This window comes from Streptomyces sp. NBC_00691 (genome assembly GCF_036226665.1).
In the GTDB taxonomy this organism is placed as follows: Bacteria; Actinomycetota; Actinomycetes; order Streptomycetales; family Streptomycetaceae; genus Streptomyces.
Window position 1 is genome coordinate 5,121,133 of the sequence record NZ_CP109007.1, and the last position, 14,694, is coordinate 5,135,826.

General features: G+C 72.0%; 15 protein-coding genes and 1 pseudogene. 14 read left to right on the plus strand and 2 right to left on the minus strand.

The window, feature by feature from the left end; translation table 11 throughout:
- The first annotated feature begins 136 nt into the window (after positions 1–136).
- On the plus strand, positions 137–1,306 hold the full coding sequence (locus OG392_RS23335) for a serine/threonine-protein kinase (protein ID WP_443055091.1): 1,170 nt from the start codon (positions 137–139) through the stop codon (positions 1,304–1,306).
- Positions 1,307–1,387: 81 nt separating this feature from the next.
- Here the strand turns inward: OG392_RS23335 and OG392_RS23340 are convergent, their stop codons facing one another.
- Positions 1,388–3,103: a chitinase gene (locus tag OG392_RS23340; protein WP_443054845.1), complete on the minus strand. Its 1,716-nt coding sequence runs from the start codon at positions 3,101–3,103 to the stop codon at positions 1,388–1,390.
- 435 nt (positions 3,104–3,538) lie between these two features.
- On the opposite strand from OG392_RS23340, the pseudogene OG392_RS23345 reads away from it, so the two are divergent.
- The 12 genes and pseudogenes from OG392_RS23345 to OG392_RS23400 all read left to right on the plus strand — a co-directional run.
- A pseudogene (locus tag OG392_RS23345) lies at positions 3,539–4,447 on the plus strand (hypothetical protein); the annotation flags it as partial.
- A 261-nt stretch (positions 4,448–4,708) separates the two neighbouring features.
- Positions 4,709–5,419, plus strand: a complete 711-nt coding sequence (gene cpaB / locus OG392_RS23350) for a Flp pilus assembly protein CpaB (protein ID WP_329282514.1) — start codon at positions 4,709–4,711, stop codon at positions 5,417–5,419.
- A 7-nt stretch (positions 5,420–5,426) separates the two neighbouring features.
- Positions 5,427–6,695 (plus strand): AAA family ATPase, encoded by a 1,269-nt coding sequence (locus tag OG392_RS23355; protein WP_329282516.1) that lies wholly within the window; start codon positions 5,427–5,429, stop codon positions 6,693–6,695.
- A 3-nt stretch (positions 6,696–6,698) separates the two neighbouring features.
- The gene (locus OG392_RS23360) at positions 6,699–7,073 is read left to right on the plus strand and encodes a TadE/TadG family type IV pilus assembly protein (RefSeq protein WP_329282518.1); all 375 of its coding nucleotides are present in this window, start codon (positions 6,699–6,701) and stop codon (positions 7,071–7,073) included.
- On the plus strand, positions 7,070–7,456 hold the full coding sequence (locus OG392_RS23365; RefSeq protein ID WP_329282520.1) for a TadE/TadG family type IV pilus assembly protein: 387 nt from the start codon (positions 7,070–7,072) through the stop codon (positions 7,454–7,456). Before OG392_RS23360 ends, OG392_RS23365 begins: the two co-directional genes overlap by 4 nt.
- Before the next feature lie 16 nt (positions 7,457–7,472).
- Positions 7,473–8,819 carry a CpaF family protein gene (locus tag OG392_RS23370; protein WP_329282522.1) on the plus strand — a complete coding sequence of 449 codons (1,347 nt, stop codon included), beginning with the start codon at positions 7,473–7,475 and terminating at the stop codon, positions 8,817–8,819.
- A gap of 31 nt (positions 8,820–8,850) precedes the next feature.
- Complete coding sequence (locus OG392_RS23375) at positions 8,851–9,792, plus strand: type II secretion system F family protein (protein ID WP_329282523.1); 942 nt, start codon at positions 8,851–8,853, stop codon at positions 9,790–9,792.
- A 16-nt stretch (positions 9,793–9,808) separates the two neighbouring features.
- Complete coding sequence (locus tag OG392_RS23380; protein ID WP_329282525.1) at positions 9,809–10,696, plus strand: DUF5936 domain-containing protein; 888 nt, start codon at positions 9,809–9,811, stop codon at positions 10,694–10,696.
- A gap of 300 nt (positions 10,697–10,996) precedes the next feature.
- A complete protein-coding gene (locus OG392_RS23385; RefSeq protein ID WP_329282528.1) occupies positions 10,997–11,206 on the plus strand; it encodes a Flp family type IVb pilin in 210 nt (69 codons plus the stop codon).
- Entirely contained in the window at positions 11,206–11,871 is a 666-nt protein-coding gene (locus OG392_RS23390) for a pilus assembly protein TadG-related protein (RefSeq protein WP_329282531.1), read from the plus strand. The genes OG392_RS23385 and OG392_RS23390 overlap by 1 nt, the downstream gene beginning before the upstream one ends.
- Before the next feature lie 14 nt (positions 11,872–11,885).
- Entirely contained in the window at positions 11,886–12,458 is a 573-nt protein-coding gene (locus OG392_RS23395) for a hypothetical protein (protein ID WP_329282532.1), read from the plus strand.
- Positions 12,459–12,467: 9 nt separating this feature from the next.
- On the plus strand, positions 12,468–13,091 hold the full coding sequence (locus OG392_RS23400) for an OmpA family protein (RefSeq protein WP_329282534.1): 624 nt from the start codon (positions 12,468–12,470) through the stop codon (positions 13,089–13,091).
- Between the two features lie 90 nt (positions 13,092–13,181).
- Here OG392_RS23400 and OG392_RS23405 read toward each other — a convergent pair whose 3' ends face one another.
- Positions 13,182–14,102 (minus strand): hypothetical protein, encoded by a 921-nt coding sequence (locus OG392_RS23405; protein WP_329282536.1) that lies wholly within the window; start codon positions 14,100–14,102, stop codon positions 13,182–13,184.
- Positions 14,103–14,335: 233 nt separating this feature from the next.
- Here OG392_RS23405 and OG392_RS23410 point away from each other — a divergent pair, with 233 nt between their 5' ends.
- Positions 14,336–14,680: a hypothetical protein gene (locus tag OG392_RS23410; RefSeq protein ID WP_329282538.1), complete on the plus strand. Its 345-nt coding sequence runs from the start codon at positions 14,336–14,338 to the stop codon at positions 14,678–14,680.
- The last annotated feature ends 14 nt before the right edge of the window (positions 14,681–14,694 follow it).

The following is a 14,694-nucleotide window of genomic DNA, read 5'->3' on the forward strand; positions in this document are numbered from 1 at the left end:
CGCCGGCTGTGAGGTGTCCGGCCACATGGTGAGCCCGTGTCATGGACCGGTCAAGATGGGGAGTTCGGCCATACTGTCCCGCGTGGGGACCCTCATCGGCAGATACGTCATCGAGCACAAGCTAGGCGAAGGCGGCATGGGCACCGTCTATTTGGCGCGATCGCGCGGCGGGCGTGCCGTGGCCGTCAAGGTGGCGCGGCCGGAACTCGCCTCCGATCCCTCCTTCCGCGCCCGCTTCCGCGCCGAGGTCGCGGCGGCCCGGCAGGTCGGCGGCTTCCACACCGCCCAGGTCGTCGACGCCGACCCCGACGCGGAGGCACCCTGGCTCGCCACCGCCTACATCCCCGGCCCCACCCTCGCGGCGCTCGTCACCGCCGACGGCCCGATGGACGAGGGGCGGCTGCGCTCGCTCGGCGCCGCGCTCGCCGAGGCCCTGGAGGCCATCCACGGCTGCGGGCTCGTCCACCGCGACCTCAAGCCCGGCAACATCGTCATGGCCCCCGACGGGCCCCGCGTCCTCGACTTCGGCATCGCCCGCGCGCTGGAGTCGACCCGGCTCACCGCGACCGGCTCCGCCTTCGGCACTCCCGGCTACCTCGCCCCCGAGCAGGCCCTCGGTGAGGAGGTCACGGGCGCGGCGGACGTCTTCGCGCTGGGCGCGGTGCTGGTCGCGGCGGCGGGTGGCCGCCCCTTCGGCGACGGCACGCCGATGGGCCTCATGTACCGCGCGGTCCACGAGGCCCCGGACCTCGCCTCCGTACCGGAGTCCCTGCGCGTGCTCGTGGGCCGCTGCCTCGCGAAGGACCCGGCCGAACGGCCGACGCCGGAGGAGATCCTCGACGCCCTGGGTGAGGGGGCGGAGGGTCCGGCGGGGACGGCGCCGCCGGCGACGGTCGTCGACGCGCCCGCGACGCCGAGCCGCCCCGTCCCGCCCGGGTTCGGACCGCCGCACGACTCGGTCCCGCCGGGGTTCGGGCCGCCCGCCCCCGCCCTCTTCGTCCCGCCGCCGCCCGTCGTGCCCCCGCAGCCCGTGCCGGAGTTCGTGGCCGCCGACAGCGTCTACGGGGTCGTCGTGGACGGTGCCGGGATCTGCCTCCAGCTGCTCGACGACGAGGCGGAGTTCACCTGGGCCGAGATCGGATCCGTACGGTACGAGCGGACCCGGCGCGGCCGGTCGCTGCGGATCTCCGTCGACCTCTACGGCGGCACCAGCTACCTCTGCGAGATCGACGGCCGCCGGGCGGCCAGGGTGGAGGAGTGGGTCACCGGGCTCGACCGGGCCCTGGCCCGGTTCCTGCCCGGGTGAGGTCCGGGCCGCCGGCCCGAGGAGACGCCGCGGCGCCGCCGGGGGACCGGCGGCGCCGCGGGTGGTGCGGGACCGTTTCCGTTACGGCAGGTTGTGGACGTGCGGGCCCACCGCGTTCGACCAGGCGTTGCCGGCCGTCGCGTCCCAGTTCGTCGACCAGGTCATCGCGCCGCGCAGCGTCGGCCAGGCCTGGGCCGGCTTGAAGGTGCCGCAGCCCGTGAGCCTGGTCAGGCAGTCGAGCGCGTTCTTCACGATCTGCGGGTCGACGTAGCCGCTGCCCGCGCCCCGCGAGGAGGCGGGGACGCCCAGGCCGACCTGCGACGGGGCGAGACCGCCCTGGATCTGGATGCAGGCGAGGGCGGTGAGGAAGTCCACCGAGCCCTGGCTGTAGACCTTGCCGTCGCAGCCGAGCATCGAACCGCTGTTGTAGTACTGCATGTTGACGACCGTGAGGATGTCCTTCACGGCGAGCGCGGTCTTGAAGTACTCCGTGCCCGTGCTCTGCATGTCGATGGTCTGCGGGGCCATCGTCAGGACCAGCGACGAACCGGCCTTGGCGGACAGCTGACGCAGCGCCTTGGCCAGGTAGGTCGAGTTGATGCCGTGCTCGAGGTCGATGTCGACGCCGCTGAAGCCGTACTCCTGCATGAGGGCGTACGCGCTGTTCGCGAAGGCGGTCGCGGAGGCGTCACTGTTGATCGTGACGTTCCCCTTCTCGCCGCCGACCGAGATGATGACGGACTTGCCGGCGGCCTTCTTCGCGGCGATGTCCGCCTTGAAGTCGGCGACCGAGGCGTAGCCGACGGCCGGGTCGAGGTTGAAGACGATCTGGCCGGCCGTGGTGGTCGAGTCGGCGAACGAGACGGCGATGATGTCGTACTGCGACTGCACGTCCCGCAGCTTCTGGACCGTGGCGCCGTTGTTGAAGTTCTGCCAGTAGCCGGTGAGGGCGTGCTTGGGCACGGCCGGGCCGGGGCCCGGGTCGGTGACCTTGGCGGTCCTGGCCGAGACGGCGGCGGACTTCGCGGACTCGCCCGCGGAGTTCGTCGCGGCGACCTGGAACTGGTACGCGGTGTCGGCCGTGAGCCCGCTGATCGTGGCCGACGTGCCGCTCACCGTCTGCGGGTTGGCGCCGTCCCGGTACACCTTGTAGCCGGTGGCGCCGGAGACCGCGCCCCAGTTCAGGTCGACCGAGGAGGAGGTGACGGTGCCCGCGGCGAGACCGGTCGGGGTGGACGGGACCACCGGGTCGGGGTCCTGGCCGCCGCCCCCGTCGGGGCCGTAGACGCTGACGTCGTCGACGGAGTACGGGGAGGTCCCGTACCAGCCGTGGGTGTAGATCTCCACCGACGTGGTGCTCGCCCCGGTGGTGAACGTGGTGGTGAGCTGCTTCCAGGCGGAGCTGTCGGGCGTCCAGGTGGAGACGCTGCCGGAGCCGGTGCCGGTGTTGTTCGCGCCGAGGTAGGCGTAGCCGCCCTGGACCCAGGCGCTCAGCGTGTACGTCGAGTTGGGCTTCACGGCCACGGTCTGCGCGCACTTGGCGTTGTCGAGCCCGGCCGGGGTCGCCCGGAGCGCGCCGGCCCCGGTGCGGACCGGGGAGGAGACGGCGGCGCCGCTCCCGGCGGAACAGGACCAGTTGGCGAGGCCGTTCTCGAAACCGGCGTTCTTGGCGACGTTGACGTCGGCCGCCTGCGCGGTGCCGGCTCCGCCGACGAGGACGAGCCCGGAGCCGACGGCGAGCGCGATCGCTCCGCCGAGCCAGCGGCGTCCGTACGGGCGGGTGGTGGTGCGGTCCACGTGCATCCTCCGGAGGGGAGTTGGGGATGTGGGGGATGTGGAGGTGCCGTACGTCGTCGTACGGAGGGGCTCGTACGGGGGTACGAGGCGGTACGGGGGGTATGGGGGGGCAGAGGGTTCCCGAGGTTCGGGCGGTACGGGGAGTGCGGACGGTGGCCACCGCTGTGGGGACAAGTTGGTCCAGACCAATCGCGTTGTCAAGACCTCTGGCAGCAAGCCCTGTTCGGAGCGGGTGAGGGGGACGCCGGGCGGGCCCCCGGGCCCCGGGTCGCCGACCCCCAAGAAAGCGGGACAGCTTGGCGGATTGTGTGTTCACCACCCCGGGGGGCGTGGATAAGGTGCAGAGGCGGCAGCACCCTGCGGTGATGCCCTGAACGCGGTAAGTGATCCGCGGCCCCCGGGACACCGGAGGCCGGAGGGGACGGGGGGTCCGACGTGCCGACAGCGATCGCGGTCACCAGTGCCGACCTGGCACTGCCGCCGACCGACCCCGGGACCCCGCACGCCACCGTCCTCCCGGCCCCCGACACCCAGTCGCTCGACGCCTCGATCGCCGACATGCAGCAGCTCGTCGCCCGGTACGGACATGTGGTCGTCGTCTGCCCCACCTCCGCCCCGGCCGCCGTCGAACAACGCCTGCGCGCCGTCCGCGCCCTGCTCGAGAGCGACCGGATCGCCCTGGTCAGGACCGACCTGCCACCCCTGGGAGCGGCCGTACTCGTCCGCCAGCTCCGACAGCTGGCGGGCTGCGACTTCAGCCCCGGCGTCCTCGCCTCCGCCGCCCGGCTGCTCGCCCACTACATCTACGCCGGAGCCGTCCTCGGCTCCGTCTCCCGGCTCGACCGCGTCCCCGTCAGCCTCGGCTCCCACCTCAAGGGCTGGCTGCCCGGCGCCCACTTCGCGGTACTCGCCGGACCCACCGCGCAGATCACCCGCGTCGGCAGCGGCGAGATGGCCCTCCCGGGACCGGAGTTCACCACCGAACTCCTGCTCGCCCGCGGCCAGCTCCAGACCGACTGGCCCACGACCACCCTCGTGCCCGGGTGGCGGATCCAGGGCGCCGTCCAGGAGACACCGCTGCCCGAGGCCTCGCCCCGCTGGTGGGGGACGGGCAAGCTCGTCGAGTTCGCCGCGTACCTGCCCGACCTGTCCGTCCTCTACCAGCTCGTCTCCTCCGTACGGCGGGAGATCTGCCACTGGTGCGCGATGGAACTCATCGGCGACCGCTGCGGCTTCTGCGGGGCGCCCCTCCAGGTCGGACCGGTACCGGAGCAGGTAGCCCGCGCGCTGAACGGCGGTCCGGGCGGGGGCCGGAACGACGGCGACACCCGCGCACTCGGGCCCGGAGCGCAGACGGCCCGACCGGAGGGCGCGCACCCGGGCCGGCAGCCGGACGGCGTACACCCGGCCCCGTACCAGGCGCCGCACCCGGCCCACCCGGCGTCCTCGTACACCGAACTCACCCCCGTGAACGCACAGCAGGCGAACCCCACCCGTGCCCTGCCGTGAGCGGCCCCCCGCCCCCCTCCACACCCCCTCCTCCCGCCCCCGACCACCCGCTCCCGTCCGCCCCGGACCCACGTCTCCGATCGAGGTAGTACGGCCATGAACTCCCGCCAGCGCCGCGGCGTGATCCTGCTGCTGCTGTCCGTCCTGTGCGCGATCGGCGCCTTCGCCGGTGTGCTCGCCGTGATCAGCGACGTGAACTCCAAGGTCGGCCCGGAGACCACCGCGTACCGGGTCAAGGACGACGTGGCCCCGTACGCCCCCCTGAGGGCGAGCCAGTTCGAGAAGATCTCCATGCCGAAGCGCTGGCTCTCGGAGACCGCCGTCACCGACCTCCGCCGGATCGAGGGCCGGATCGCCGTCACCCGGCTCAAGGCCGGCTCGCTCCTCCAGTCCGACATGATCGTCGACCGGCCCGAACTCCAGCCCGGCCAGCAGGAGATCGCGATCATGATCGACGCCGCCACCGGTGTCGCCGGGAAGATCACCGCGGGCGCCACCGTCAACATCTACGCCACCTTCGCGGGCGACAAGAAGGGCGAGGCCTCCCAGTCCCGCATGATCGTCTCCGGCGCCCGCGTCCTCGACGTCGGCAAGCTCACCCCGATCAGGGAGAGCTCCCAGGGCTCCGCCCGCACCAACGACGCCGTGCCGATCTCCTTCGCCCTCTCCACCCTCGACGCCCAGCGCGTCGCGTACGCCGAGTCCTTCGCCGAGCACGTACGCCTCGCCCTGGTCGCCCCCACCACCACCGGCGGCACCCCCGCCGACCAGCGCGACCGCACCTACACGCTCGAAAAGGACAAGTGAGGCCGGTATGACCACCAGGATCCTGCCGGCCGTCGGCGACCCCGACGCGGCCCGGTCCGTCACCACGCTCATCGGCCAGCTCCCCGACGCCGAGCCCGCCCCACCGGTCACCGACTCCACCCAGCTCGTCGACACCCTCGCGCGGCTCGCCGCCGCCTCACTCGACGAACTCCCCGAGGTCGTCCTGGTCCACGAGCGGATCGGACCCGTCCCGGCGCTCGAACTCGTCCGCGAGGTCGCCCTCCGCTTCCCCGCCGTCGGCGTCGTCCTCATCACCGCCGACGCCAGCCCCGTCCTCTTCTCCGCCGCCATGGACTCCGGCGCGCGAGGACTCGTCACCCTGCCCCTCGGTTACGAGGAGCTCGCCAGCCGCGTCCAGGCCGCCGCCCAGTGGTCCGTCGGCGTCCGCCGCCACCTCGGCGCCGGAGCCGAGCAGGTCACCGGCCCCGGCGGCACCGTCGTCACCGTCAGCGGCGCCAAGGGCGGGGTCGGAGCCACCGTCACCGCCGTCCACCTCGCCCTCGCGGCCCGCGCCTCAGGGCGCACCGTCGCGCTCGTCGACATGGACCTCCAGAGCGGCGACATCGCCTCCTACCTGGACGTCCAGTTCCGGCGATCCGTCGCCGACCTCGCCTCCATCGCCGACATCTCGCCGCGCGTCCTCCAGGACGCCGTGTACGTCCACGAGACCGGCCTCTCCCTGCTCCTCGCCCCGGCGGAGGGCGAGCGCGGCGAGGAGGTCACCGACCGCGCCGCCCGACAGATCGTCAGCGCCCTGCGCGGCCGGCACGAGGTCGTCGTCGTCGACTGCGGTTCCCAGCTCAACAGCGCGAACGCCGCCGCGATCGAGATGGCCGACACCGCCGTCCTCGTCGCCACGCCGGACGTCGTCGCCGTCCGGGCGGCCAAGCGGACCGTCCGCATGTGGGAACGGCTCCAGGTCCGCAAGGCCGAGGAGACCGTGACCCTGGTCAACCGGCACCACCGCTCCACCGAGATCCAGCCGCCCCTCGTCCAGAAGATCACCGGCACCCGGGTCGCCGGCGTCGCCGTCCCCGCCCACTACAAGGAACTCCAGGCGGTCGTCGACGCGGGCCGGCTGCACGAACTCGACGCCAAGTCGACGGTGAAGCAGGCGCTGTGGTCCCTCGCGGGGGAGCTGGGCCTGGTCCAGGCCCCGGCCGCGGCACCGTCGGCGGGCGGGCCGGGCAAGCAGCTCGCGCGCGCCGGCGACCGGGGCTCGCTGGGACTGCGGCGCCGCGCCGGAGGACGCTGAACCATGCGCGCGCACCGGGGCCCGGGCGGGGACGACAGGGGGCAGGTGGCGGTCGAGTTCCTCGGCATGGTGCCGCTGATCCTCCTCACCCTCGCGCTGCTCTGGCAGATCGTCCTGGTGGGGTACACGTACACGCTCGCGGGGAACGCCGCGGACGAGGCGGCGCGGGCGTGCGCCGTCGGCGACGACGGGGCCGCGGCCGCCGGCCGCCACATCGGCGGCGCCTGGAGCGTCTCCGGTGGGGCCTGCGACGTGAGCGGCGGCATGGTCCACGTCGAGATCTCCGTCGAGGTCCCGGTCCTCGTCCCGGGCCTGGGCGGGCTCTTCCCGGTGATGGGCAAGGCCGGTGCCGTGGACGAGAGGGGCCTCACACCATGAGCGGACACCCGCGCGAGCGGCGGCGCGACCGGGGCCAGGCCGCCATCGAGTACCTCGGATTCCTGCCGATCCTGCTGATCGTCGGCCTCGCAGGACTCCAGCTCGGCATCGCCGCCTACGCGGCGCAGCAGGCGGGCACGGCGGCCCGGGCCGCCGCGCGGGCGGCGAGCAGCGACGCGGAGGACGGGCCCGATGCCCAGACGGCCGGCACCGCCGCCGTGAGCGGCTGGATCCACCCCGCTGTCGGCGTCGGTCCCCCGGGCGGCGGCGAGATCACCGTCACCGTCACCGTCACCATCCCCTCCGTCATGCCCTTCGTACACGACTTCGGCTCCGTGACGAAGACCGCCACCATGCCCCTGCCCGACGAGGAGGACGAGTGAGAAGGGACGAGGAAGCATGAGTCTGCGGGCCCGGATCAACGCCCCCGAGGAGAACGGCGGCGGCGCGGCGGCCCGGGAGGACGGCCATCTGGTCGCGTCCTTCCGCGCCAAACTCCTGGAGGAGATCGACCTCACCGAGATGTCCGCGCTCGCCGCCGCCGAGCGGCGGGCCCGTCTGGAGCGCGTCCTCGGGCACATCATCAGCCGTGAAGGGCCCGTCCTCTCCACCGCCGAGCGAGCCCAGCTGATCCGCCGGGTCGTCGACGAGGCCCTCGGTCTCGGCGTACTCGAACCGCTCCTGGAGGACGCCTCGATCACCGAGATCATGGTCAACGGCCCCGACCAGATCTTCATCGAACGGGCCGGCCGCGTCGAGCTGCTGCCGCTCCGCTTCGCCTCCCACGACCAGTTGATGCAGACCATCGAGCGGATCGTGTCCACCGTCAACCGGCGGGTCGACGAGTCGAACCCGATGGTCGACGCGCGGCTGCCGTCCGGCGAGCGCGTCAACGTCATCATCCCGCCGCTCTCGCTCACCGGGGCGACCCTCACCATCCGCCGCTTCCCCCGGGCGTACACGCTCCACGAGATGATCGGCCTCGGCTCGCTCGACGAGCAGATGCTGCTCCTGTTGTCGGGACTGGTTCAGGCCAAGTTCAATCTGATCGTCTCGGGTGCCACCGGCACCGGGAAGACCACCCTCCTCAACGCCCTCTCCGGTCTCGTCCCCGACGGCGAGCGGATCATCACCATCGAGGACTCGGCCGAACTCCAGCTCCAGCAGTCCCATGTGATCCGGCTGGAGGCCCGGCCGCCGAACATCGAGGGCCGCGGCGCGATCACCATCCGCGATCTCGTCCGCAACTCGCTCCGTATGCGGCCCGACCGCATCATCGTCGGCGAGGTCCGCGGCGGGGAGACCCTCGACATGCTCCAGGCGATGTCCACCGGACACGACGGTTCGCTCGCCACCGTCCACGCCAACTCGGCCGAGGACGCGCTGATGCGACTCCAGACCCTGGCGTCGATGTCGGAGGTCAAGGTGCCCTTCGAGGCGCTCCGGGACCAGATCAACAGCGCCGTGGACGTCCTCGTCCAGCTCACCCGGCACCCCGACGGCACCCGCCGGATCACCGAGATCTCCGTCCTCGCCTCCCACGGGCGCGAGCGTTTCCTGCTCGCCACGGTGTGCCGCTTCCAGGCACAGCCGGTGGCCGCCGACGGACGGGTGTACGGGCGGTTCACGTACCACCCGCTGCCCAGGCGGGTCGCGGAGCGCCTCTACCTGGCGGGCCAGCCCATTCCACAGGCCTTCGGCGTGGCCGTGACGGACGCCCACCTCACCACCCGGGAAGCCGACTGATGCCGACGAGAGCCGACGAGGAGCAAGGCACATGACCGACCCGTTCTGGCTGACGATCGGCGTCGCGCTGCTCTGCTGCGTGCTGGGCATCACCGGCATCCAGCTGTACGCCAGCGGCGCCCGCCGGCACGCGGCGCTCGTCGCGCGGCTCGACGAGTCGGGGGCGCCCGAGGCGGCCGGCCGCCGGAGGCGCCGCTTCCAGGGCGTCGACCGGCGGGTCCGCCGGACGTCCCTCGGCCGGAGGCTGGAGCTGCGGATCGCGGCGACCGGTCTCGACATCACCCCGGGCGAGTTCTCGATGGGTCTCGCGGCGACGGTGGCCGTCCTGTGGGTGGTCGGCCAGGCGGCGCTCTCGCCGTTCTTCGGCCCCCTCTGCGGACTGCTCGGCGTCTGGGTCGCCATGGGCTATCTCGGCTGGCAGCGGCAGAAGCGGATCGAGAAGTTCATCAACCAGCTGCCGGAACTCTCCCGGATCCTGGCCAACGCCACTCAGGCCGGGCTCGCGCTCCGGATGGCCCTCAGCCTGGCCGCCGACGAGATGGAGGCACCGGCCGGGGACGAACTGGAGAAGGTGGCACAGCAGTTGTCCGTCGGAACGTCGCTCGACGACGCCCTGGGGGAACTCGCCGAGCGGCTCCCGTCCCGGGAGCTCGTCGTCCTCGTCACCACCCTGGTCCTCGCCAACCGGGCCGGAGGCACCGTCGTCTCCTCCCTGCGCAACCTCACCGAGACGCTGGAGGAGCGCAAGGAGACCCGGCGCGAGGTCCGCACCCAGCTCTCGCAGGTGAGCATGACCGCGTACTCGGTGCCCGTCATCGGCGTCGGTTCGCTGCTGCTCATCGACAACATGCAGCCGGGCGCGCTGGACCGGATGACCGGTTCGGGCCTGGGCCAGTTCGCCGTCGTCGCCGCGTTCGCCCTGTACGTGGTGGGCTTCATCGCCATCCGCCGCTTCTCCAAGATCGACGTGTAGGGACGGGACAGCCGCCGTGGAACTCCTCCTCGCCCTCCTCGCGGGCCTCGCCGTCGCCGGGGCCGCGTACGGCGTCCGCCTCTACCGCGCGGACGCCAAGCTCCCCGACGACCTCCGGCTCGCCCTGGAGGTCGGCGCCACCCGCACCGGAGCCGTCGACTCGGCCGTCGACCGGCTGGGCATGCGCTGGTCGCCGACCGTGCTCCGACTGATGGGCCCCAAGCGGGTCAACGCCGTCCGGCGCCGGATCGACCTGGCCGGAAACCCCGGCGGTCTCACGATCGACCGGTACGGGGCGAGGCGGGCGGTCTACGGCTTCCTGGGCGTCCTGGGCGGCCTGCTGATGCTCAGCAGGGGCTCGTTCCTGGTGGCGGTCCTCCTCTTCGCGTTCGGCGCGTTCTGGACCGAGGTCGGCATCTGGTCCGCGGTCCGCATCCGCAAGGACCAGATCGAACGCACGCTGCCGGACTTCCTGGACGTGCTGGCCGTCGTGGTCTCGGCGGGCCTGGGGTTCCGGCAGGCCCTCGAACGGGTGGCGGAGAAGTACGAGGGCCCGTGGGCGGACGAACTCCGCATCACGCTGCGGCAGATGGACATGGGCGTGAGCCGCCGCCAGGCCTTCGACGAACTGCGCCGCCGGAACGACTCGGAGCAGGTGGCGCAGTTCGTGACGGCGCTGCAGCAGGGCGAGGAGCTGGGTGCGCCGATCGTGGACACGCTGATTCAGATCGCGAACGACATGCGGCGCACGGACGCGCAGAACGCCCGCCGGAAGGCGGCGAAGGCGGTCCCGAAGGCGACGATGGTCATCACGACACTGATGGTCCCGGCGACGATGATCCTGCTGGGCGCGGGCCTGTTCCTGGGCACGGGGACGGACTTCGGGTCGGTGACGGGGGAGTGAGGGGGGAGTGAGGGGGCGAAGGCGCGACCGGTGACATATTCATGGGAAAGGCCTTCGCGCGCACAACAGGATGTGCCACAGTGCGGACTGAGTGTGAGGAAGGGAGAGATGGGCGTGATCGCGAGCAGCCTCGAGAACCGCCACATCGCCACCCGCACACGTGCCGAGGCCATAGCCTCCCGGCTGGGCAGGAGGCCCACCCGATGACCAGGGCCCATACGGCCCGCGGGCCCTGTCCGCCGACCCGCCGGTCGGCGAACCGTACCCGAGCACAGGCGTCTGAACGCGGAGGGGACCACGATGAACGACGCGATGCTGAAGGCTCTGACGAGGGCCAAGGTGGGAGTGACCGCGCGACTGCTGCGAGGGGATCGCGGGCAGACGGCGGTGGAGTACTTGGGGATCATCGTGGTGGTGGTGGCGATCGTGGTGGCGATCACCGGCACGGACATCGGGCAGTCGATCAAGACTGCCATCACGGACAAGATTGCCGACCTGACCGGCGGGTGATGGGCGGTTCCCTTAGGGACTCGGGGCAGGCGTTCCCTGTTTACATTGCTGCCGTGGCAGCCCTCCTGTTCCTGGCGTTCGCCTACTTCGTCGTGGGGCAGGCAGGTGCCACGCGCAGCAGTGCCCAGACGGCGGCCGACGCGGCGGCACTCGCCGCCGCGGAGGATGCCCGGACCCAGCTCCGCGAGGGTTGGCTCGGCGTAATCCTGGACCCTGGGCAGTGGGACGGGTTCCTCAAGGGGACGGCGTATTACGTCTCGTCTGCATGTCAGAAGGCAGCGGCCTTCGCAGCGAAGAACGATGCGGTGCTCTTGGAGGATGAGTGCGATCCCCTTGCGGGGCGGCCGGGATTCAGTGTCACCGTCCGCACACAGGGAAGTGTCGGACTGCCTGGAACCAAGCCACGGAATGCAGTCGCATCCGCGACGGCCCTGATCGAGGCGAAATGCACCTTCATTCGTCCCGAGGAGCCCGAACCGGAGGAAACCGAGCCGGGTCCCGATCCCACCGGGCCGGATCCCGAGCCCACGGAGCCGGAGCCGGAACCTGAGCCGATCACTGGGCTCACCTGCGACGGGGAGGCCTGGACGATCGACCCCGACGACCCGGTACTGCCCAGCGCGGTAGATCTCTTCACTGTTCGACTGGCCGGCGACGACGAGTAAAGGAAGCGCGCTTCATGAATGTTCGGTACGCACGAAAGGGGCTGGCCTCCCTCGCGGTCGCGTCGGTGGCACTCCTCGCAGTCGGCTGCGGGGCTGAGGAGAAGCCGCAGGCGAACAAGCCGGTCGCAACCACCGCTTCGTCGCAGAAGACCCCAGCCGGCCAGGCTCAGCCGAGCGCTGAGGATGCGGCAGAACCAATCGCTGTACTCAAGGGGCGCAAGGGCCTGCAAATGGAGCTCACTTCGGTGGAGCGTGACGCTGGCGGTTTCCTCACGGTCAAAGGTCGGCTGACCAACGCCGGGGAATCCGGAAGCGCAGTCCCCGCGCAGGTGAGCGGTGACGAGACAGAGGTCGTGAAGCACGGCACCTCGCTGGGCGGCGCCACTCTTGTCGATGCTGTCGGAAAGAAGAGGTACTACGTGCTGCGGGACACGGACGGGCGGCCGCTGACCACCTCAGGCCTCGCCATCGTGCCGGCAGGGGACTCGATCGAGGTCTTCATGCAGTTCCCCGCACCCCCCGCCTCCGCCACCGACGTCTCGTTCCAACTCCCCACCTTCGAACCCGCCACCCTCAAACTCTCCTGAGGCGACGCCATGACGACGACATCCCGCCGCCTCGCCGTGCTCCTGGTCGCCTCTGTCGCTCTGGGGCCTCTCGTCGTGCCCGTCGCGTACGCCGACGATCCCCCCGGGTCCGCCGCCAGTGCCTCCGCGCCGCCGGTCATCGACTCCGAGTCCCCGGGGCTCATGCTTCCCGACGGGGCCACCCTCGCCGCCGCCAAGGTGCTCGACATCAAGCAGATCGTCGAGGACGAGGGCGGTGAGCAGCGCCGTCAGGACACCAACGTGGACGTGACGTTCGCGCTGCAGGCCGAGGTCCTGTTCCCCAAGAACAGTGCCAAGCTCGGGGCCCCCGCCCACGCCCGTATCGCCGCCATCGCCGCCGAGATCAACAAGCTCGGTTCCGGTCGTGTCCGCGTCTTCGGGTTCACCGACAACCTGGGGACGTACGAGCACGGTCTGAAGCTGTCGAAGGAGCGCGCCGTCGCCGTGCAGCAGGTCCTGGCACGGAGCCTCGACCCGGGCACGACCTTCGACATCCGGGGCTACAGCGAGGACTACCCGATCGCCGACAACGGCTCCGAGGAGGGCCGCAAGAAGAACCGTCGCGTCGAGATCTCCTTCCCGCGCACCACACCGCCCCCCGCCACGCCCTGACGCCGCGACGCCCGGGCCGTGCCCGGGCGCCCCGGCCGTCCCTCCTGCGACGGCGGTCCGCGAGGCGACGGCGGTCCGACGGTCCTCACGTCAGAGCGCCAGCGCCGCCCTGATCGTGGCCGTCATCCGGTCCGGATGCCGGAAGACCTCGCCCGCCGTGAACCGCAGCACCCGGCGGATCTCCGGGCAGGACTGCAGCGCGTTGTACCGGGCCACGTCCCGCTCGTGGGCCCGGCGGGTGCCGTGGAAGGCGTACCCCTCGACCTCCACCGCCAGGCCCTGCGCGCGGAACAGGAAGTCGGGGCGCAGCAGCGGTCCCACCGCCGTCCGCAGGCTCGGCTGGGACTCCGGGAACAGGCCCGCGTCCCCCATCCGCAGCCTCGCCACCGTCTCGGCCGGCGAGCCCGACGCCGGCTCGGCGAGCCGCAGCCAGGAGCGGGCCCGGGGTGCTCCCCGCCGGGGCGCCGAGAGTTCTGCGGTGAGCTCCTCGTACCCGACGAGTGCCTCGCGCCGTACCCCCTCGACCGCGCGGTGCGCGAGCGCCGAGTCGGCGACCACCACGGCCTCCTCCCGGCTGCCGGCCGTCCGTATCAGGTCGCCGACCGTCCGCGCCGGGGTCGTCGTCCGCAGGCCCCGTCGTATCGACCCGTCGCCGGCCGTCAGGAACCTCGTGCCGTGGACGCGTACCCCCGCCCCCTCGCCGGCCGTCGAGCGGGACGACGCGGTGAACTCCAGCCGGTCCGCGCGGTCCTGCGCCCCGAGCCGCTCGATGCGGTGGAGCCGCGCGGCCGTCCCGTGGCTGCACACCCACTCCGGGCGCAGGAGCTGGAGCGCCGTGGCCCGCACCCGCCAGTCCACCTCCTTCCCCGGGGCCGCCCACGCGCCCCGGCAGATCCGCTGCCAGCCGTCGCGGCGCAGACGGCCGGTCAGGCGGCCCGGCGGCCAGCCCGCCGCGACCGCCCAGACCGTCAGGAGGACCCCGCCCCTGGCGAGGATCGCCAACTCGTACATACGCCCAACGATCCACGGAAGAGGGACACTTCGCACCCCCTGTGGAAAACCTGCCGAAAGCCGTCGTCAGGAAAGCGCAAAGGTGGCGGGACAAGCTTGTCGGGCAGGAGCATTCTGGACAGATGACGACGACGGGCGAAACTCCGGGAAGAGCCCCGAGTGCGCACAGCGCTCACGGCACTCAGCGGGCTCACGGTGCTCAGCGGGCTCACAGCGGGCAGAGCGCGCAGGGTGTGCAGTTGGTCAGCGACCTCGTCACCCGGATCCCGGAGTTCCGGGACGTGTACGAGAACCACGTCTTCCATCAGGGCGATGTGCAGCCGCACGTGTTCTTCTGGGACGTCGTCCAGGACACCGTCCGCTCCTTCCTCGGCGAGTCCCCGTGCGCGGCCGACTGGCGCCGCACCCTCGCCTTCCTGGAGGAGCAGAGCTGTCGTGGTGTCCTCGGCGTCGACGAGGTGATCGTCACCTCCTTCCTCGGCGACCTGCCCTCCCCGCACGAGCCGGGGCACGCCATCGTCCGGCAGCTCGGTCCCGTGATGGCCGCGAGGTTCGTCCGCATAAGGCCGCTGGGCTGAGCCACGGCGCCCCG

Bases quoted from the DNA above. Each gene is read 5' to 3' on its own strand.
- OG392_RS23370 (WP_329282522.1), top strand. From the start codon at position 7,473: ATGAGTCTGCGGGCCCGGATCAACGCCCCCGAGGAGAACGGCGGCGGC.
- OG392_RS23365 (WP_329282520.1), top strand. From the start codon at position 7,070: ATGAGCGGACACCCGCGCGAGCGGCGGCGCGACCGGGGCCAGGCCGCC.
- OG392_RS23400 (WP_329282534.1), top strand. From the start codon at position 12,468: ATGACGACGACATCCCGCCGCCTCGCCGTGCTCCTGGTCGCCTCTGTC.
- cpaB (WP_329282514.1), top strand. From the start codon at position 4,709: ATGAACTCCCGCCAGCGCCGCGGCGTGATCCTGCTGCTGCTGTCCGTC.
- OG392_RS23335 (WP_443055091.1), top strand. From the start codon at position 137: ATGGGCACCGTCTATTTGGCGCGATCGCGCGGCGGGCGTGCCGTGGCC.
- OG392_RS23385 (WP_329282528.1), top strand. From the start codon at position 10,997: ATGAACGACGCGATGCTGAAGGCTCTGACGAGGGCCAAGGTGGGAGTG.
- OG392_RS23405 (WP_329282536.1), bottom strand. From the start codon at position 14,102: ATGTACGAGTTGGCGATCCTCGCCAGGGGCGGGGTCCTCCTGACGGTC.
- OG392_RS23390 (WP_329282531.1), top strand. From the start codon at position 11,206: ATGGGCGGTTCCCTTAGGGACTCGGGGCAGGCGTTCCCTGTTTACATT.
- OG392_RS23360 (WP_329282518.1), top strand. From the start codon at position 6,699: ATGCGCGCGCACCGGGGCCCGGGCGGGGACGACAGGGGGCAGGTGGCG.
- OG392_RS23375 (WP_329282523.1), top strand. From the start codon at position 8,851: ATGACCGACCCGTTCTGGCTGACGATCGGCGTCGCGCTGCTCTGCTGC.
- OG392_RS23355 (WP_329282516.1), top strand. From the start codon at position 5,427: ATGACCACCAGGATCCTGCCGGCCGTCGGCGACCCCGACGCGGCCCGG.
- OG392_RS23395 (WP_329282532.1), top strand. From the start codon at position 11,886: ATGAATGTTCGGTACGCACGAAAGGGGCTGGCCTCCCTCGCGGTCGCG.